21 protein-coding genes and 2 pseudogenes are annotated in these 17,638 nt (G+C 61.0%); 12 read left to right on the forward strand and 11 right to left on the reverse strand.

Annotated features, from left to right (window positions below; genetic code table 11):
• Window positions 1-227 precede the first annotated feature (227 nt).
• The 6 genes from M3465_RS16090 to M3465_RS16115 all read right to left on the reverse strand — a co-directional run bounded on the left by M3465_RS16090 (window position 228) and on the right by M3465_RS16115 (window position 4,279).
• Window positions 228-923, reverse strand: coding sequence for a hypothetical protein (locus tag M3465_RS16090; RefSeq protein ID WP_249502763.1), 696 nt, complete (start codon window positions 921-923; stop codon window positions 228-230).
• A 353-nt stretch (window positions 924-1,276) separates the two neighbouring features.
• Window positions 1,277-1,588, reverse strand: a complete 312-nt coding sequence (locus M3465_RS16095; RefSeq protein WP_007803481.1) for a SpoIIAA family protein — start codon at window positions 1,586-1,588, stop codon at window positions 1,277-1,279.
• On the reverse strand, window positions 1,560-2,525 hold the full coding sequence (locus M3465_RS16100) for a cation diffusion facilitator family transporter (protein ID WP_249502764.1): 966 nt from the start codon (window positions 2,523-2,525) through the stop codon (window positions 1,560-1,562). Before M3465_RS16100 ends, M3465_RS16095 begins: the two co-directional genes overlap by 29 nt.
• The gene (locus M3465_RS16105; protein ID WP_007803479.1) at window positions 2,515-3,078 is read right to left on the reverse strand and encodes a transglutaminase-like domain-containing protein; all 564 of its coding nucleotides are present in this window, start codon (window positions 3,076-3,078) and stop codon (window positions 2,515-2,517) included. The genes M3465_RS16100 and M3465_RS16105 overlap by 11 nt, the downstream gene beginning before the upstream one ends.
• A gap of 69 nt (window positions 3,079-3,147) precedes the next feature.
• Window positions 3,148-3,768, reverse strand: coding sequence for a cation efflux transmembrane domain-containing protein (locus M3465_RS16110; protein ID WP_008327361.1), 621 nt, complete (start codon window positions 3,766-3,768; stop codon window positions 3,148-3,150).
• A gap of 82 nt (window positions 3,769-3,850) precedes the next feature.
• A complete protein-coding gene (locus M3465_RS16115; protein ID WP_007803476.1) occupies window positions 3,851-4,279 on the reverse strand; it encodes a MerR family transcriptional regulator in 429 nt (142 codons plus the stop codon).
• Window positions 4,280-4,492: 213 nt separating this feature from the next.
• On the opposite strand from M3465_RS16115, the gene M3465_RS16120 reads away from it, so the two are divergent.
• The 10 genes and pseudogenes from M3465_RS16120 (at window position 4,493) to lnt (ending at window position 11,944) form a co-directional block, all read left to right on the forward strand.
• Complete coding sequence (locus M3465_RS16120; protein WP_007803475.1) at window positions 4,493-5,059, forward strand: SCO family protein; 567 nt, start codon at window positions 4,493-4,495, stop codon at window positions 5,057-5,059.
• A gap of 5 nt (window positions 5,060-5,064) precedes the next feature.
• Entirely contained in the window at window positions 5,065-5,487 is a 423-nt protein-coding gene (locus tag M3465_RS16125) for a disulfide bond formation protein B (protein ID WP_007803474.1), read from the forward strand.
• On the forward strand, window positions 5,484-6,143 hold the full coding sequence (locus M3465_RS16130) for a DsbA family protein (RefSeq protein ID WP_054540605.1): 660 nt from the start codon (window positions 5,484-5,486) through the stop codon (window positions 6,141-6,143). The genes M3465_RS16125 and M3465_RS16130 overlap by 4 nt, the downstream gene beginning before the upstream one ends.
• Window positions 6,144-6,165: 22 nt before the next feature.
• Window positions 6,166-6,636 (forward strand): copper chaperone PCu(A)C, encoded by a 471-nt coding sequence (locus M3465_RS16135; protein ID WP_008327335.1) that lies wholly within the window; start codon window positions 6,166-6,168, stop codon window positions 6,634-6,636.
• Entirely contained in the window at window positions 6,636-7,262 is a 627-nt protein-coding gene (locus tag M3465_RS16140) for an SCO family protein (protein WP_007803468.1), read from the forward strand. Before M3465_RS16135 ends, M3465_RS16140 begins: the two co-directional genes overlap by 1 nt.
• On the forward strand, window positions 7,259-8,632 hold the full coding sequence (locus M3465_RS16145) for a M23 family metallopeptidase (protein WP_249502765.1): 1,374 nt from the start codon (window positions 7,259-7,261) through the stop codon (window positions 8,630-8,632). The genes M3465_RS16140 and M3465_RS16145 overlap by 4 nt, the downstream gene beginning before the upstream one ends.
• Before the next feature lie 3 nt (window positions 8,633-8,635).
• Entirely contained in the window at window positions 8,636-9,094 is a 459-nt protein-coding gene (locus tag M3465_RS16150; RefSeq protein ID WP_007803465.1) for a DUF411 domain-containing protein, read from the forward strand.
• A 22-nt stretch (window positions 9,095-9,116) separates the two neighbouring features.
• A complete protein-coding gene (locus M3465_RS16155) occupies window positions 9,117-9,899 on the forward strand; it encodes a ZIP family metal transporter (RefSeq protein ID WP_249502766.1) in 783 nt (260 codons plus the stop codon).
• Between the two features lie 4 nt (window positions 9,900-9,903).
• The gene (gene lspA, locus M3465_RS16160; protein ID WP_007803461.1) at window positions 9,904-10,377 is read left to right on the forward strand and encodes a signal peptidase II; all 474 of its coding nucleotides are present in this window, start codon (window positions 9,904-9,906) and stop codon (window positions 10,375-10,377) included.
• Window positions 10,374-11,944, forward strand: a pseudogene (gene lnt / locus M3465_RS17170) (apolipoprotein N-acyltransferase). The gene lspA and the pseudogene lnt overlap by 4 nt, the downstream one beginning before the upstream one ends.
• A gap of 261 nt (window positions 11,945-12,205) precedes the next feature.
• On the opposite strand, the gene mntR reads toward lnt, so the two are convergent.
• On the reverse strand, window positions 12,206-12,664 hold the full coding sequence (gene mntR, locus M3465_RS16170; protein ID WP_008327326.1) for a manganese-binding transcriptional regulator MntR: 459 nt from the start codon (window positions 12,662-12,664) through the stop codon (window positions 12,206-12,208).
• A gap of 97 nt (window positions 12,665-12,761) precedes the next feature.
• Between mntR and M3465_RS16175 the strand changes: the two genes are divergently transcribed.
• Complete coding sequence (locus M3465_RS16175; RefSeq protein ID WP_012187175.1) at window positions 12,762-13,037, forward strand: hypothetical protein; 276 nt, start codon at window positions 12,762-12,764, stop codon at window positions 13,035-13,037.
• Here M3465_RS16175 and M3465_RS16180 read toward each other — a convergent pair.
• Entirely contained in the window at window positions 13,031-15,385 is a 2,355-nt protein-coding gene (locus M3465_RS16180) for a heavy metal translocating P-type ATPase (protein WP_249502767.1), read from the reverse strand. The genes M3465_RS16175 and M3465_RS16180 overlap by 7 nt on opposite strands.
• Window positions 15,386-15,562: 177 nt before the next feature.
• On the opposite strand from M3465_RS16180, the gene M3465_RS16185 reads away from it, so the two are divergent.
• Complete coding sequence (locus M3465_RS16185; protein ID WP_369817429.1) at window positions 15,563-15,850, forward strand: hypothetical protein; 288 nt, start codon at window positions 15,563-15,565, stop codon at window positions 15,848-15,850.
• Between the two features lie 47 nt (window positions 15,851-15,897).
• On the opposite strand, the gene M3465_RS16190 is transcribed toward M3465_RS16185, so the two are convergent.
• The 3 genes and pseudogenes from M3465_RS16190 to M3465_RS16200 all read right to left on the reverse strand — a co-directional run.
• On the reverse strand, window positions 15,898-16,563 hold the full coding sequence (locus M3465_RS16190) for a L,D-transpeptidase (protein ID WP_007803448.1): 666 nt from the start codon (window positions 16,561-16,563) through the stop codon (window positions 15,898-15,900).
• A gap of 193 nt (window positions 16,564-16,756) precedes the next feature.
• Window positions 16,757-17,479 (reverse strand): cytochrome c biogenesis CcdA family protein, encoded by a 723-nt coding sequence (locus tag M3465_RS16195; protein WP_007803446.1) that lies wholly within the window; start codon window positions 17,477-17,479, stop codon window positions 16,757-16,759.
• Window positions 17,467-17,586 (reverse strand): annotated as a pseudogene (locus M3465_RS16200) (IS5/IS1182 family transposase); the annotation flags it as partial. The gene M3465_RS16195 and the pseudogene M3465_RS16200, both read right to left, overlap by 13 nt.
• Window positions 17,587-17,638: the final 52 nt, after the last annotated feature.

A 17,638-nucleotide genomic window follows, 5' to 3' on the forward strand; every position in this document is an offset into this window, starting at 1 on the left:
AAGGGCCCCAGCCGGTATCGGAAACCCGGCCGGATATAAGTGACTAACAGAAGCAAGAAATCGACTTCGATGCGCTGACGAGGATCGGAAGAAGCGACGACGGGTGAACAGAGCGAACCAGCGGTGTTTGCCTAAACGCCAAACAGCATGTGGACCGCGAAGCGTATGCGGTGCGGTCGTGCAAGCCAAAGAAGCCGTCTTCCATGACAAATCTACGTGGCGGCAGGTCAGTAGTTCACCTGCTCGAACCCGTAGTTGCCGTCATAGTCACGCCAATCGACGAAGACGGATCGGTGATAAATGCCAGGGCAATGCTCGCCCCAACGTTCAAGTCCCACATGGGCCTCGGGCATGGCAGTTATCGAAGATCGCTGCCATGAGAAATCGCCTTGGGTCCCGTAGGTGCCGAGGACCACGGTCGCGCTTCGGTTACAATCCCCATCGCGCCCGGACTCGTGCTGTCGTGCATACCGTACATCGAAGACGCGGATGGACCGCACGAAATTGAACTCTGGCCCGCTGATATCGATGTCCGCGCGGTCCTGAACGAGCCGCAGGGCGAGGTCGGTGGGAACGAGATTATCTACTGGCAAGGATTGAAGCGGTCGACGGCTGTCGGTTCGGTACAAGGCTTCAAAGATGCCGCCAGCGTTGTTTTGTAACCGATCGTTCTCGTAGGAGGCGCCCATGGGACAGCGCCAGATTTGCAGCGGTGGTTCGACCGGCCAAGGTGTAATCCGCCGGATAAATTCGGCGCGGGCTCGGGCGCAAGGGACGGAAGCAGGCCAGCCGCCAGACAGGCACAAGAGGATCGCGCAATCGATCGGGTATGTCTGCGCGCGGGCAGGTATTGGCAGCGAAGAACCTGTCACGGTCAAAGCGACTGCGACCGAGGGGAGGAGCTTCTTGAGTAAATGGCGCATGCTGTGGAGCCTCCGTGATAGGAGTTCAGCATACATACAATAATATACTATCGCAACGCTAAGTATAAATTCGCATAATGAAGTTTATGTTAACCAACTGGCGCCCTGAGCCGCTAAAACATTACGATTTGATAATGCCCCGGCAAGGGCAGTGCCACCGTACCAAAGTTACTCCTTTGCGAAAGGAGCGACCATGTTCAGAACTTTCGGATTGCTCTTGGGTCTCGCAACTGCTGTAGTTCTTTTGTTTATGGTTTCGAACAGATGCTGTCTTCTGCGAAGGCATCTGATTGAAAGCTACTCTACCTTTCACTTGCCCAGGCGATTGCCGCCTTCATTTCCGCCGGGTCGAACTAACGGAGTTCTGCCGTGGTCAGCACGTCGGCGAACCTGGTTCCCCACTCCAACAAAGCCCCTTCGCCCACCACAGCGACGCGGCGGAAGTCATTCCTATGGGCTGTGTCGATTTTCAGATCTTCGAGCAGAGCGGACGGCCCATCGTAGCCTTCGAACCTCGTGAGATCGAGAACCAGGCCGGGCTTACTTGTCTCTTGCAGGCGCTCATGAAGCAGGGCGTGCATCCGTTTCAGGTCGCTTTCGCTGAGCTTGCCCTCGCAGGCGAGGCCAATCGTGTCGTCATGAGCTGTCAGTGTCTCGGTGAACATGGTTTTCCTCCTCTTTTTCCGGTTTGCCGTGACCGTAAAGGTCAGCGTTTTCGTGTGCGCGGTCTTCGTGCTCAAATTCCAGACTCGAATGACCGATGCTGAAATCGTCCTTCAGCCGGTCCTTGATCGCGGCCTTGATCTTTTCGATTTGACCCCAGCCGTCCGCTGTCAGCACGACGTGGCAGTCCAGAGCCGCCTCGTGCTCCTGCATCTGCCACAGATGCACGTGATGAACGTCCGCGACACCATCCACACCCCGCATCGCCTGAACGACGGTTTCATTATCGATGTCCGGTGGACTGCCGAGCATCAGCGTCCGAATCGGACCGCCGATCTCGGTAAATGCGAGGTAGAGGATGTAGAGAGCGATGCCGATGGTGATCGCCGGGTCGACCCACCGCATGTTGTAGAGGAGGATGAGCGAGCCGCCGATGATGACCGCCACGGAGGCAAAAGCGTCCGATAGGTTGTGCAGGAAGAGCGCACGGATGTTCACGCTGCCTTTCTGCATCGAATAGGTGAGCAGCGCCGTCAACGTGTCGACGACCAGTGCCACACCGCCCAGGATCACCACCGTCCAGCCCTGTACCTCTGGTGGGTCGATCATGCGCATGCCACCCTCGTAGATCAGGTAGAAGCCGATCAGGATAAGTGTCGTGTAGTTGATGAGCGCTGCGACGATTTCTACCCGCCCATAGCCGAAGGTCATGCGCTTGTCCGCCGGGCGGCGAGCGATCTTACGCGCGAAGAAGGCGATCACCAGCGACGCCATGTCCGAGAAATTGTGGAGGGCATCCGCGATCAGCGCGAGGCTGCCGGAAAGGATCCCGCCGACGATCTGCGCGACCGTCAGGAGGCCGTTGGCCCAGATGGCGATGGAGACGCGACGATCACCGGATTGAGGATCGATGTGGGCGTGGCCGTGATCATGCGGCACGGTTCGTCTCCTCATGGCGGTGGTTCGGCCGATCGAATCCGGGGACCGGCGGCAAGATTCCGCGGCGGATGCGGCGAACCCTGGCATTCATCCAGTGACGGATGACGTGGCGATAGAGCAAGTCGCGCACAAATCCGAAGTTCTGGCGGTGATTGACCCATCCGTCGCCCAAGTCCACCTCTACCCAGGAGTGGAGGATTTCGGACGGCGCGAGGGGATAGACGAGTTCCGGAACGACGCCTCTCTGAAGCGCCTTGTGGATTGTGAACCCGTGCAGTCGGCAGCGAACTCCCACGCCACGCAGCAGGGCCATGAGGAGCGTGCCCTTGGTGTTGCACTGCCCGTGGCCATCTGCGAGGACCTCGGACGCCGGAATGTCGTCGGCGCGGTTGTAGCCGAAGGTAATCTCGTTCCTGACGAAATCGTAGATGGCCCCAATTCGGTCGTCGCTGGGAAGGTCTGCCCAGCCGCGCTCCTCGATCAGTTTTGCAATTGAGGTCGCGTCAAAATCCAGCAGCCGGGTTTTGGCCAAATGAGGGTCGGCGGGGTTCACGGGATACCTCCTCGAATCGTTCACGAGAATATGTAGTTGCTACAGTCACTGTAGCTTCAAGCCCCGATTTCAGGCCGAGTCCTTGGTTACCTGATCGTCATTGTGCACCGCCTTGTGGTGTTCACCATGCGCGTCTCTCAGGATTCCGACGCCACCCCAGGCCGCGATGCCGGCGACAATCACGCCCACGACAAGGTCCGGCCAATTCGTTCCGAGCCAGGCTACGAGCCCGCCTGCGACGACGATTCCGAGATTGGCCGCGAAGTCGTTCCAGCTGAACGTATTCGCCGCTCGGATGTTTACGTCTGGATCGCGAAGCCGTGCCAGCAGCCAGACGCAAAGTGCGTTGATGGCCGCCGCTACCAGCGCCATGACAATCATGATCGTGCCAAGAGGATCCGATCCGCCGACGTAGCGGCGCCACGCGTCATACAGGATTCCAAGGGCGAAGAGGATCAGCAGGCCGCCCGAAACGTTCGCCGCTCCGCGCTTCCACTTGGCGGAGCGGGACAGCGCGAAGAGGCTGATCGCGTAGACGAAACTGTCCGACAGATTGTCGAGGCCATTGGCGATAAGCGCGCTTGACTCGCCGAATGCGCCCGAGGCGAAGAAAGCGACTGCCAGCCCGATGTTGAGACCCAGCACGATCCAGAGTGTGCGTCTTTCCGTTGCGTTTCTCTGCTCCGCCATGCCGGGTATCCAAATTAGTGAATTGCCAATGAGTAACTAACACCGGGCTTTTTGCGTTCCGATCAAAGGTCGTCGAAATTGCTCAGGCGCCGATCTCTTCATGGTCGGTCAGGCATTCGGAATGGTCGCGCAGTACCTCGAGCACACGGCAATCAGAAGTCTGTCCGCCGCTGCACTCATGCACCATCCGCTTCAATTCCGTCCGCAGCGCCTCGAGCCGCGCCAATCGTTGCTCGACCTGTTTGAGTTGCCGACGGGCTATTGCATCCGCCTCAGCGCAGGACTTTCCCGGATGATCGCTGAGATCGAGGAGCTCACGGATCGCGTCCAACGAGAACCCCAGTTGCCGTGCGTGCCGGACGAATGACAAGCGGTCGAGTTCGGCGTCGCCATAGCGTCGTTGGCCCCCCTCGGTCCTGCCGGGCTCAGGCATAAGTCCGATCTGCTCGTAATACCGGATGGTCTGCACCTTTGTTCCGGTCTTCTTCGCCAGCGTCCCAATCGTCAGCATTTCCGCTCCCCACATTACCTACAGTGGGTGTAGCTTTATGCGGTGCGCATCACAAGCTTCACCCGAGTTTCACAGATCGGTGATTGTTGGCCGATCGATGACAATCACGCTTGAACCTACAGTAGCTAGAGGATGTAAACGCACACAAAATATAGAATCAGGTTCGGGCGGAGCGGCGTGAGGCTTTCAGGTCTTCAGAAGGTATTGTGGGTGTTGGCGGGCGCGGCGGCGTTCGTTTTCATCTGGCTGTTGCTATGGTCCGACTACCGTGCCGATCTTGCCCGCACCGAGAGTGAACCACCGTTTCTTGCTGATTTCGAACTGACCGATCATCGCGGCATGGTCCAAACGGACGAAGATTTCGCAGGGCGCTGGATGCTGGTCTTCTTTGGCTTCACCAATTGCCCCGACGTCTGTCCGACAACACTGTCCGAAGTCGCGGCCGTGATGGAGGGCCTGGGCGATGAGGCAGCAATGGTTCAGCCGATTTTCATAACGATTGATCCGGAGCGGGATACGCCGACTGCACTTGCCGAGTATGTGCCCCTGTTCGACGCAGGGATCATCGGGCTGACCGGTACACCGGAGCAGATCGCCGCGACATCCGAAACCTTTCCGATATTCTTTGAGCGGATCGAGCAGGCGACTGCGCCGGGCGGATACACGATGGGTCACACGTCGCATCTTTTCCTTTTCGACACGCAAGCAGGCTTCGCGGACTCCTGGCCCTACGGCACGCCCGCCGAAGAGATCCTCGCCGATCTGAGACAGAGGATCTGATCGTCATGACCCGACTTTCCGGAGAGACGGCCCTTGGCCTGGCCTGGATCATCGCGCTCACCGCGTCGCTTGCCGTGCTCTTCATCGGCGAGGTTCTGGGGCAGACACCTTGCGTGCTCTGCTGGTTCCAGCGTGCCTTCATGTTCCCCTTGGCCATCATCCTCGGGCTTGGGCTGTGGTGGCAGGATCGGCGCGTGGGTCGCTACGGGATCGCGCTGGCTTTGGGCGGTGCCGCCGTCGCGCTTTGGCACTTGGGCCTCTATGTCGGCGTTATCCCCGAGCGTATCCAGCCCTGCACGGCGACCGGCCCATCCTGTACCGACGACAATCAACTGGTCTTCGGCATTCCGATTCCTTTGATGGCGCTCGTCGCCTTCGCGATGATCGGTCTGCTGTCGGCTCTCTCACTGAAGGAAACACAAAAATGAAACGACGCGGCCTCATCCTGTCCGTTCTCGCGCTCGGGGTCGCCGGTTTCGGCGGTGCCGCCTGGTATGCCACCCGCCCCGACCCGATTGCCGCGTCCGATCCCATCGACCCTGAAATGGCCGACGCGCTGATCCGACCCTATTCCCCGATCCTCGGGCCCGAGGATGCGCCCGTAACCATCGTTGAATTCTTCGACCCGGCCTGCGAGGCATGCCGCGCTTTCTATCCGGTCGTCGAGGATATCATGGCGGAGCACGGAGACGCGGTGCGCGTTGTAATCCGCTATACGCCTTTTCACGGCGAGGCGTCGGTAGAAGCGATCCGTGTGCTCGAGGCGGCGCGCATGCAGGACGTGTTTGAACCTGTGCTCGAGGCAGTCTTGCGAGAGCAGCCCAGATGGGCGTCTCACGGGACCCCGGCACCCGGATTGATCCTTGAGATTGCAGCAAGCGGAGGTCTGGATGTCGAAGCTGCCCGGACACAGATGCTGGCCCCCGGTGTTGTGGCGGTGCTCAACCAGGACCGCGCCGATGTCGAGACAGTCGGGGTCCGCCAAACGCCCACGTTCTTCGTGAACGGCAAGCCTCTCGATCCGTTCGGTGAGGCCGAATTGCGGAGGCTGGTGGCAGTGGAAGTTGCGGCAAGCCAAAGCTGATTTGCGGAGGCAGGAGAAACGAGTGGTGAAGAAGTTGAGATATACCAATGCATTGGCCGTGCTTTTGACGGTTGCAGGGCTGTCGGCCCCCGCACTGGCCGGTTCGGAGGATGTCGTGGTCGAGAATGCGTGGTCCCGCGCCTCGATCGGCGTCAACAGGCCAGGTGCCGCCTATATGACCGTGCGCAACACGGGTGAAGACGCCGTTACGCTGACCGGACTTGCGACACCGCTGGCAATGATGCCCGAGATCCATGAGTCGAAAACCAACTCCGATGGCGTCAGTTCCATGGCGCCTGCAGGCGAGATCACGATTGAGCCCGGCCAAAGCGTGGCATTGGAGCCGGGCGGGTTGCACGCCATGCTCATGAAGCTGCAAGAGCCGATGACCGAAGGCGAGAATTTCCCGCTGACACTGACCTTCTCGGATGGCGGCAAGGTGACGGTCGAGGTCCCAATCCTCGGAATCGCCGCGCGTGGACCGGAGGGCTGATGCAACGTCGGCAGCTCCTTCTATACGGCGCAGCCGGTGCCGGCGTTCTTGGCCTGACGCTCTTCGTGGGCTGGTGGCGGGTGGACGGGCCCGGTGCGCCTGAACCAAAAGGGCAGCGGCCCCTGCCCCTATCGGCGATGGAGTTCCGGCTGACCGACCACGAGGAAAATGAGGTAGGGCCTGGCAACCTGATCGGTCGTCCCACAATGGTGTTTTTCGGGTTCACCTACTGCCCGGACGTCTGCCCGACGACCCTATCGGATATTTCCGGCTGGCTTGAGGAACTGGGCGACGAAGCATCAGAGATGAACGTGGTCTTCATCACGGTCGACCCGGAGCGGGACACGGTCGAGGCCATGGCCGAATATGTCGGCTATTTTCATCCGGTCATTCGTGGCTGGACGGGGCCGGAAGACCAAATTGCCCGCGCTGCAGAAGGGTTTCGTGCCTCATTTGAGCGCGTCCCGACTGAGGGCGGCGGCTATACGATGAACCATACGGCAAGCGTATTCCTGTTCGATGCCGAGGGTGAGCTCGTCACCATGATCGACTATCACGAGCAAAGAGAATTCGCGGTGCCGAAGATCCAGCGCGCACTGACAGAAGACGTAGAGGGGGCAACATGAAGATAAGAACTGTCTTGGCGGCCGTTGCGGTCGCAGGCGCATTTTCGGTGACCGCCATCGCCATCTCTGGCGTTCTGTCCAAAGAACCGGTGCCCCCTGCGATTGCTGAAGCGACCCTCTGGACTCCCAATCCGCTTGCGCCGCCTCGGATTACCGAAACCAATTCGGTCCGCCCTACACTCGCCCAGGCGGATATCGCATTCGAGTTCAGACCCCGGCCGCTCCTGACCGTTTCCCCCGCTGATACCTCCTTGCCATCTATCGAGCCCCCGCTGGTCACCTGGTCGCGGGAGATTGCGTCCGGCGAGACGCTTGATGCGGTCCTTTCCGATGCGGGGCTGGATGCTTCGGATTGCGCCGAAATCGCCTTGGCGATTGGCACGGAATACGATCTGCGCCGTCTGCGTCCGGGTCACATCATTACGGTGGTTTCCACAACGGACGACAACCCGCGTCGTGTAGAGCTCGCCGTCGAAGACGGTGTCCGGATAGAGGCGGTCTTCGGCGAACAGCTTGCCGCCCGCGTGTTGGACCCGGATCCCGAATTGGTGACTTTCGCCGGCGAGGCGGTGATCGAGAGCTCGATTTTCGCCGCCCTGAACACGGCAGACATCCCCGCCCGTTTTGCGGTGGACCTGGCGCAGATGCTGGGCGGCACCGTGGATTTCCGTCGTGATCTTGCGGGTGGCGAGACGATGCGCCTCCTTTGGCGCGAGGCCCGAGACGGGAACAAGAGGATTGGTCAGCCCGAGCTTGCCTTTGCCGCACTGGATATCGATGGCTCGGTCTATGAAATCGTCTGGCCGAACGACGGCAGCGGCCAAGCGACGATCTATGTCGACGGAGAAGTCCTGCGCGTGTTTGCGCAACCGGTCGAAGGTGCACGGCTGAGTTCTGTGTTCGGGCGCCGCACCCATCCGGTCTACGGCAATGTACGGATGCACACAGGAGTCGACTTCGCGGCGGCGCGCGGCACGCCGGTACAGGCGACGGCGCCGGGCCGCGTTAGCTTCATCGGCCGACGCGGTGGGTATGGCCGGGTCGTCGAGATCGCTCATGGCTCCGACACCCTGACGCGCTATGCGCATCTGAGCGCCGTACCGGACGGGCTCACACAAGGGCAACGCGTGATGGCCGGAGATATGATCGGGCGGGTCGGTGCGACGGGTACCGCGACAGGCCCCAACCTACATTACGAAGTGCTGGTGGACGGTCGCCCAACCGACCCTCTCTCTGACGACCGATTGGCAGAGGCGGCCGAGCGTGAAGCGGACGACACGGCCGCGCTTGAGCGACTGCGTGAGGCGCGTTCACTTCTTGCTGAGAGGCTCGCCAGCGAATTTGCACAGACGACAACCGAAAGGCTTTGATCCATGAAACGATTTACTCCCGCCCTTGCCATCGCATTTGCCTTGCTTCCTGCGGCGCAGGCCGTCGCAGAGGCGATTCAGATCGACGTCCGGAAGACAAACGGCTGCGGCTGTTGCCTGTCCTGGATGAAGCACCTCGAGGAGAATGGCTTCGCGCCGATGGGCGAGGACATGTTCGGAGGATCTCTTGTGCGCTTCAAACTCGACAATGGCGTGCCGCAGCGCATGGTCTCCTGCCATACGGCTTTGGTCGACGGCTATGTGATCGAGGGCCACGTGCCGGCGGCTGACATCCAACGCCTGCTGGAGGACCGGCCAGACGCGGTAGGCCTGGCGGTGCCGGGAATGCCCTACGGGTCGCCCGGCATGGGACCGGAGGACGACCGGGAGGCTTACGATGTCTTCCTGATCCACGAAGACGGATCGACCGAGGTCTACACCAGCTACTCGGCTCCTGACTGAACTCGCGGCAGAACCTTAACAATTGGAACCCCTCTCCCCCATAGCGCTTGGCTTTCTTGGAAGCCTGGCCGCCGGATCGCTGACCGCGGTCGGGGCGGTCCCCGTTCTTTTTGGGCGCATCCCGTCCCGGGCCACGCGCGATCTGCTGCTTGGCTTCGCGGCGGGTGTCATGCTCGCGGCTTCGTTCTTCTCGCTGATCATCCCGGCTCTCGACGCAGCTGAAGGACAGTTCGACAACGGTGCTCTCCCGGCGGCCATCGTATGTGTTGCGATCCTGCTTGGCATGGGCGCGGTCGCTCTGATGAACGAACGGCTACCGCATGAACATTTCAAGACGGGGCGGGAAGGTCCCGACGCCGCATCGCTGCGGCGCGTCTGGCTTTTCATCATCGCGATCACTATCCACAATTTTCCCGAAGGGCTTGCCGTCGGCGTCGGGTTCGGGGTTGACGGTTTGTCGGGCGGGTTGCCACTTGCGATCGGTATTGGATTACAGAATGCCCCCGAAGGTCTGGCGGTGGCGGTTTCGTTGCTCGGCGAGGGCTATTCCAGGCTTCGCGCCTGGGGCATCGCCGCTCTGACCGGTCTCGTCGAGCCCGTCGGTGGACTTCTCGGCGCAGGGATTATCAGTCTTTCGCAACCGCTGCTGCCCTGGGGTCTCGCCTTCGCAGCAGGTGCGATGCTCTACGTCATCAGCCACGAGATCATTCCGGAAACCCACCGATCCGGCCATCAGAACAGGGCGACGCTCGGCCTCGCCGTTGGTCTTGTGATCATGTTGTTCCTCGACGTCTGGCTGGGATAAGCTGATGAGAACTTGCCTCTTCGTCGGTCTGCTTGCTGCGCTGATCGCCTTTCTTGTCGATCAGGCAACGAAGGCAATCGTTGTGTCCAATGCGACTGTTCTTAGTTCCGGCGTATCGGTCTTTCCCGGCTTCAATCTCATCTACCTGCGCAATGACGGAGTGACCTTCGGGCTTCTCGGCGGCGCGCCGTGGTGGAGCCTTGTCTTACTGGCGCTTGGCATCTGCGTCTGGCTGGCGTTCATGCTGGTCCGTACCAGCAGCCGGGTCGAGGCCATTGCCTATGGTGCGATCATCGGCGGTGCACTCGGCAATATTCTGGACCGCCTGCGCTATCGTGCGGTGACGGATTTCCTCGATTTCTACATCGGGACGGCGCACTGGCCTGCCTTCAACATGGCCGATGTTTTTGTGGTTGGCGGCGTGATGCTGCTGCTCATTGCGCCGTGGGTTGGCGCTCGACTTCAGACCGATTCATGAAGCCGGGATTGCCGCAGTTCGTTAGTGAGGACCTGAACCTGTTCCAGCGCATGGGTCTTGCCCTTGCTGCCGGCGGATTGACGGTTTTGACTCTTCCGCCGTTTTCTTGGCTCATCGCGGTCCCTGTCGCCTTCTCCGTGCTCTTTATCGTTCTCCGGAACATCTCAACCTCGCGCGCTTTCCTTGTCGGTTGGGCTTTCGGACTGGGCCAATTCGGGATTGGAATTTCCTGGATCGCCGAGAGCTTTTACGTCGATGCCGAACGTTTCGGCGCACTGGCGATTCCGGCGGTCGCGGGTCTGTCCGCCGGACTTGCCATCTTCCCGGGCATGGCGGCGATGCTTTTTGCCGCCATCATGCAGCGCCGAGCTGTCGGCGGCATTGCGGCGGGCCTGCTGTTTGCAACCTGCTGGGTGGCCACGGAATGGCTGCGGGGTCATGTCCTGACAGGGTTTCCCTGGAACCTTGCCGCTTATGCCCTTGTCGACTATGCCGCCCTGCGCCAACCCGCCGCCTGGGTCGGAAGCTACGGTTTGGGCTTTCTCACGGTCTTCATCGGCATATTGCCAGGTGTGTTGACTGTGGCGGCGCCAAAGAGACGCGCGCCTGTTCTCGTGCTCTTCGCCGTTGCTGTGGCGGGTTTCTGGGTTGGCGGTGCGCTTCGGTCAGGGCAGGACGTGCCGCCGACAGACGTTGCTTTGCGCATCGTCCAAGGCAATGTGCCACAAGTCGAGAAGTGGGTACCGGGCAGCCGCCAGCGAACCTTGGAAAAATACCTGGGCTTGTCCGCGCAACCCGGACGTTTCGATTTGCTGCTTTGGCCGGAAACGGCCTTCCCCGGCTTTCTGGACGAAGATGCTGCGGCACGCGCGCGGATATCTGCAGCTTTGCCAGACGGCAGGATCCTACTGACAGGTGCGCCTGACCGAGTGGAGGGCGATGGGGGAACCAGATATTTCAACACGGTTCAGGCCTATGACGCAGCGGCGAGGTTCTGACGGGGTATGCAAAACATCATCTTGTTCCGTTCGGGGAATATGTGCCCCTGAAAGGCTGGCTGCCCATCGAGCGGCTGACCGAAGGGTTGGGCGATTTCACGCCGGGACCAGGGCCGCGCACGCTGGCGATCCCTGGCGCGCCTCTGGTCGCGGTGGCGATCTGTTACGAGATCATCTTTCCGGGCCACGTGGTCGATGACCTTTTCCGCCCCGACTGGATATTCAACGCCACAAATGATGCCTGGTTCGGAACCAGCATCGGACCCGAGCAGCACCTCGCCTCCGCGCGGATGCGCGCGGTCGAGGAGGGACTTCCCGTGGTCCGGGCGGCCAACACTGGGATATCCGCGATCATCGACGCCAATGGAAATGTCGTCGCGAGTCTTGATACCGGGGAAACAGGCACCATTGATGCCGGCCTGCCGGGCGCGCGTACTCCAACGCCCTATGCGCGGTTCGGCGACTGGACCTTGTTGGTTCTTGTTTTTGGGTGCTGGGTCTTCGGCTGGCTGGCCAGTTTGCTCGGACGAGATCCCGATGCGCGGCATTTTGGAACGGAGGTATCCTGATGCTTGTGATCGTGAGCGCTATCGGAGGCGCGATCTGGGGTGGCTATCTGGCACGACGGAGGAGGGGGAATCACCTGGATATCCTCCAATATGCGGTAGCGTCTGCGATCGCCTTCGGACTTGTCGCCCTGTTTGCAACCATCGTGCTGTCGCGGGTTCTCGGCTAGCGAGCTTCGAAATTGCGCAAACGTGTCAGCGGCTTGAAGACCTGATAGCTCGAGGTCCCGATAGAGAATCGCGCGAATGTGCATCTAGGCGAGCTCATTTCTGATTGAGCCGTCGCTCGAACGCCTCCAATGTCGTCCCGCTGACGTGATGCTCGATCCCTTCCGCATCGCGTTCCGCGGTCTCTTCGTCGATTCCCAGGCTCAGAAGAAAGGCGACGACGACCCTGTGGCGGCGTCGACAGATCTCCGCGAGGTCCTGCCCGGCATCGGTGAGGAATATCGCGCGGTATGGCTCCCGCCGGACCAGACCAGCAGCCTTGAGCCGCGAGATGTTCTTGGTCACGGTCGGCGGCTTCACGCCAAGCCGCTCGGCGATCTCGACCGGTCTGGCCTCCCCGCGCGTCTCGATCAGTTCCGCGATCAGTTCGACGTAATCCTCCGCCATCTCGCTTTCATGTGCCTGACGCACGGTCGCAAAGCCATCGGCCTGCGCCTCGGGAGCCCGGTCGACCGCTTCGAATGGCTCACGCCCTTGTGATTGTAGCTTTGTCATACTCGGGACTTTGCAGCGAAACAGCGGGATTGACAACTTGTTTGCTTCGGGTAGATAAGTTAGCCATGTCTAACTTTTTACTTTGGAGGCCGTGGTGATGCGAAATATTATGAGAGTGCTGCTCGCCACACTCGCAAGTGCGCTCCTCCTGTCCGGGCCTGTCGCCGCGACGCCGGCCAAGGAGGCGCCTTGGCTTCCCGAGGCAGCGGCCTACCGTCTGACGCTCTTTCTTGGAAATCTCGAGCCTCTGCCCTGGGACGACATCGAGACCGCCTGGACGGAACCCTACCGGGGTTCGGAATTCTCTGTCGGGGCGCTGGCGTGGCTGGACCGCAAAAGCGATATCGAGCTACCGAAACCGCCGGATCAATGACCGTGCGCCAGTGCTCCTTTCGCCATCTGCTCGCCCACCGGTTCTCCGCCTGAAGGCCCGGCCTCAACCTGATGGCCGTTCAGGAGCCGAAGTGCGTTGGCGACCACCAGCAGAGACACGCCTACATCCGCAGCAATGGCGCCCCACATTGAGGCCATACCGAACGCGGTCAGCCCGACGAACAGCGCCTTGGTCGCCAGCGATATGCCGATATTCTGGTGGATGATCGTCATGGCACGGCGCGAATGGCCGATAAGCCAGGGTACCTTGCCGATGTCGTCGGTCATCAGCGCGATGTCGGCCGTCTCGATCGCGGCATCCGATCCGACAGCGCCCATGGCGATGGCATAATGCGCCCGCGCCATGGCCGGTGCGTCATTCACACCGTCGCCGATCATCGCCACCATGTCGTGGCTTTCGACGAGTTCCTCAATGGCCGTCACCTTGTCTTCTGGCAAAAGTTCGGCGCGCACCTCGTCGATGCCGACTTCGGCTGCCACCGCGCGCGCGGTGCGTTCGTTGTCGCCCGTCAACATCACGATGGTCTTCACACCCTGCGCATGCAGACGCGCAACGATCCCCTTTGCATCTGGGCGGATGCGGTCGCGAAGCTCCAGTACGCCGGTCACGCCGGTCTCGTCACCCACGGCAACGAGGGTGCTCCCTGCCCCTTCGATCCGATCCCGCAGATCCGCCGGAATGGCATTGCCGAACCCCTTCTCTTCGGCGAAGCGATCCGAGCCGAGCCAGATAGCGCGCCCGTCGGCGCGTCCTTCCAGACCGCGCCCGGGCACGGTACGGGTGTCCTCTGCGGCAGACACGGAAACACCATCGGCTTCGGCGCGCGAGAGGATGGCGCGTGCCAGCGGGTGTGAAGACCGCGCCTCTAGGCTTGCTGCCAGCGCCATGAGATCGCGTGCGGAAACGCCGACCAGTGGGTGAACCGCCGCCACCTCAGGCTCGCCCATGGTGATCGTCCCGGTCTTGTCCATCGCCAGTGCCGTGGTCCGCCCCGGCGCCTCGACATAGGCGCCGCCCTTGATGAGCACCCCCGCCCGTGCCGACGCGGTCAGCGCTGCCACGATGGAGACCGGCGTAGAAATGACCAGCGCGCAAGGACATGCGATGACCAGAAGGACCAGAGCATTGTAGAACCAGTAGTCCCAGGCGCCGCCGAGCAGCAGTGGCGGCACCAGCGCGATGGCGATCGCCAAAGCCATCACGATGGGTGTGTAGATGCGCGCGAACTTGGCCACCCACTGTTCGACCGGCGCGCGGCGGGCATGGGCATCGCCCACCATGCGAATGATTTTCGCGAGCACCGTGTCCGAGGCGGCCTTCGTCGCCCGCACCGTCAGTGTGCCCTCGCCGTTGATCGTGCCGGCATAGACCTCGTCGCCTGGTTCCTTGGGCACTAGCGCGCTTTCCCCAGTAATTGGGGCCTGATCGACGGCCCCTGCCCCGTCCACGACCTCACCGTCGAGGGGGATCCGGTCGCCGCCGCGCACGATAAACCTTGCATTGACTGCCACGGCCGCGGCCGGAACGTCGGATTCAGATCCGTCGTCGTAAAGAACCCGCGCCGTTGGCGGCGCCAGATCGAGGAGCGCGGAAACCGCATTACGCGCCCGCCCCACGCTCCAGCTCTCAAGATAAAGCGAAAGCGAGAAGAAGAAGGCGACCGTCGCGGCCTCAAAAAACTCGCCGAGGCCGATGGCGCCCGCGACGGCCACCACCATGAGCAGGTTCATGTCGGGGCTAAGCCTCCGCGCCGAAGACCAGGCCTTGGGCGCGACAAGCCAGACGCCAAAAAGAATCGCGACGGCGAAGATCCCTGCTTCCACCATAGGCATAGGCACCTCGCCATGGCCCGCAAAGAGCCCGAGCGCGCCGCCCATGCCGGTCTCGACAATGTGAAAAAGGAATCCCGCCGCCCAGAAGCCGCCGCTCAACGAGGTAAAGCGCTTCTGACGTGCCAGATGCGCCGCCTGGTCCTCTGCTGCGTTGTCGGCATCCCATGGCTTGGCGCTCATGCCGGTCGTTGCGACCAACTGCGTGACTTCGTCGTCTGGTATCCTCACGGCGCTATCGAGGATGGTCATTCGCCCGTTGATCACGTCGAATGCCAGGTGTTCGGTTCCGCCCACTTTCGGCCCGACAACCCGGTTCAGGATCGCCACCTCTTCGGCGCAATCGAGCCCGGAGACCTGAAAGCTCCTTCCGCCAGACGGCGCTGGCGCCGTGGACGCGACGTCCTTGCTGGCGTCGCAACAGGAGTTGCCTCTTGGGTCAGAATGCTCTTGATCACCCGGATGGCCGTGATCGTTGCGGTTGCCGTCGGAAGACATGGATTGACCTCAGGATTCATTGATTCCACATTGACATAGCCCCTACAGTAACTAGAGCTTCAAGGGCAACAAGTGGATATTCGTCCAGCAAGAAAGGCGCCCTGCGGAGGCTTGAAGCTAGCCGCCCCCTTGAAACGACGCGGTTGGAGCAACGCTTGCCGGTACGAAGCGATCAGAATGAGTGAGGTAGACATGCAGAAACGAAACGCGCCGATTATCGCAGCGACATTGGTGCTTGCTGGCTGCGCGGTGCCAACGCTGGACGACGGCGGCGCTCGCAACGAAGTGGGAAGTGTTCCCGAGGCCGTCATTGCCCTTGCTGCGCCTGGTCAGGATCTCACCACGGCGCGGCTTCGTCCCGAGGATGGCTGTTATTGGTATGAACACAGCGGTCCGGTGGAAAACACCTTGGTTCCGCTACGCTCGGCAGGTGGCAACCCCATCTGCACTTCGCGCCAGTCCTGATCAGCCCATAGATGCGTCAAGCCCACGCGTAACACATGATGCGCCAGTCAACTTCTCGGGGTGACGCTGTCTTCCGCCGAGTACAGGAATGCCGTCGAGCCAATCTCGACGTTGGGATAGAGATCATTGATGTGTGCCATGACCATTCGGACGCAGCCGGAACTCGCACGGCCGCCAATGCTTCTTGGATACGGTGTCCCGTGAATCCTTAGATAGGTGTCTCGGTCGCCGACGAAGAGATAGAGGGCTCGCGATCCGAGCGCGTTTTCAGGTCCGGGTTCCATACCGTCAGCGATATCGGCGTAGAGCTCTGGGTCGCGGTCGATCATGTTTTGTGTCGGCTGCCAATGCGGCCACCTGACCTTGCGCTTGATCGTATAGGTGCCCGGTTCGTAAAGTTTACCGCGCGCGATCGCCACGCCATAGCGCATCGCCGTGCCGCCTTCTTCGATGTGGTAGAGATAGCGCGCAACAGCATCGACATGGATATCACCGGGTACAAGTCCGTCCTTCGCGAGGACCCGCTGTGGCAGGAAGCGAGGGTGAAGGCCCCAAGGGTTGGACGTGGCCGGGTCGTAGCCGGGAGGTGTAACCTGTGCGTCCCAAGCTGCCTTCTGCGCATCGGTAGGCCACGTGTCTGCAAGGAGCGGGCTGGATATCGATGCCGAAAACAGCGCGGTGGTCGTCTGGATGAAATGTCGTCTTGTCAGCATATAGATTGCTCCGTTCACGCATTGGACGGCAAACCGAACCTTACCCCGAACGCAGTGTTGTTCGCCCGGGAAGGAGTGAGGCGTTATTGGCAACTTGCTCCATGGTGCCGTTCTTTGTCGGTGGCTTAACTCCTAAAGCTACTAGAGGTTCAAGAAAATTTTCTGTTATCAATAGACGCTGCTACTAATGGAGCTATCCGATCCGTCCCAGAACCGGAAATACGTCGAGCATCCAGTATGACAGCGCGCTCAACTGCCCTGTCATCATCGCCAGCCCCATCAAGATCATCACTATGCCCGCAAGCTGGTGGAGGCGGCGGCCAACCCGGCCGATGGCCCGCAACCGTCCCGCGATCTGGTCGGTGAATCCGGCCACGATCAGAAACGGTATTCCAAGGCCGGCGGAATAGACGGCAAGCAGCATGATACCTTCGCCCATCGTGGCACTCGCCGCACTGGCTGTCAGGATCGCGCCGAGGATCGGGCCGATGCACGGAGTCCAGCCGAAACCGAAGGCAAGACCGAGGACATAGGACGCAGCGGGTTGGCCCCCGGGGATGTTGAGATTGAATCGGAAGTCGCGTTCCATGACCGAAACACGCGCGGCTCCTATCATGAAGAGCCCGAAGAAAATGATGATGCCGCCCCCAACGAGGTTGAGTTCATACCGCCACCGAAGCAGGGCCTGACCCATTGCAGTCGCGGATGCGCCAAGTCCCATGAAGATGGTGGAGAAGCCGAGGACAAAACACAGGCTTAGCCAGACCGCGCGCGACGGCGAAGCGCCGACCACCCCGCCCTCAGCGGCTGTGCGCCCGGTTACGTAGGAGACATAACCTGGCACAAGAGGTAGCACGCAGGGGGACAGAAATGATATCGTGCCGGCTAGGAGGGCGGCGGTGAGGGCGCGCGCCAAGTGATGTCTTCGTCGACCCAGATCAGCAGGGACCCCCGCTTGCGCAGCGATGCGTTGTAGCTGGACCAGTTGGTCGTACGATAGCGGGCGGGAGATGGGTTGCTCATGGAATGCGGCTAACAGCATGGGTTCGCGAAGGGAATCCTGAGGCGTCAGACT

Origin of the sequence: Marivita sp. GX14005 (assembly GCF_023370775.1) — a bacterium.
Taxonomy (GTDB): Bacteria; Pseudomonadota; Alphaproteobacteria; order Rhodobacterales; family Rhodobacteraceae; genus Marivita.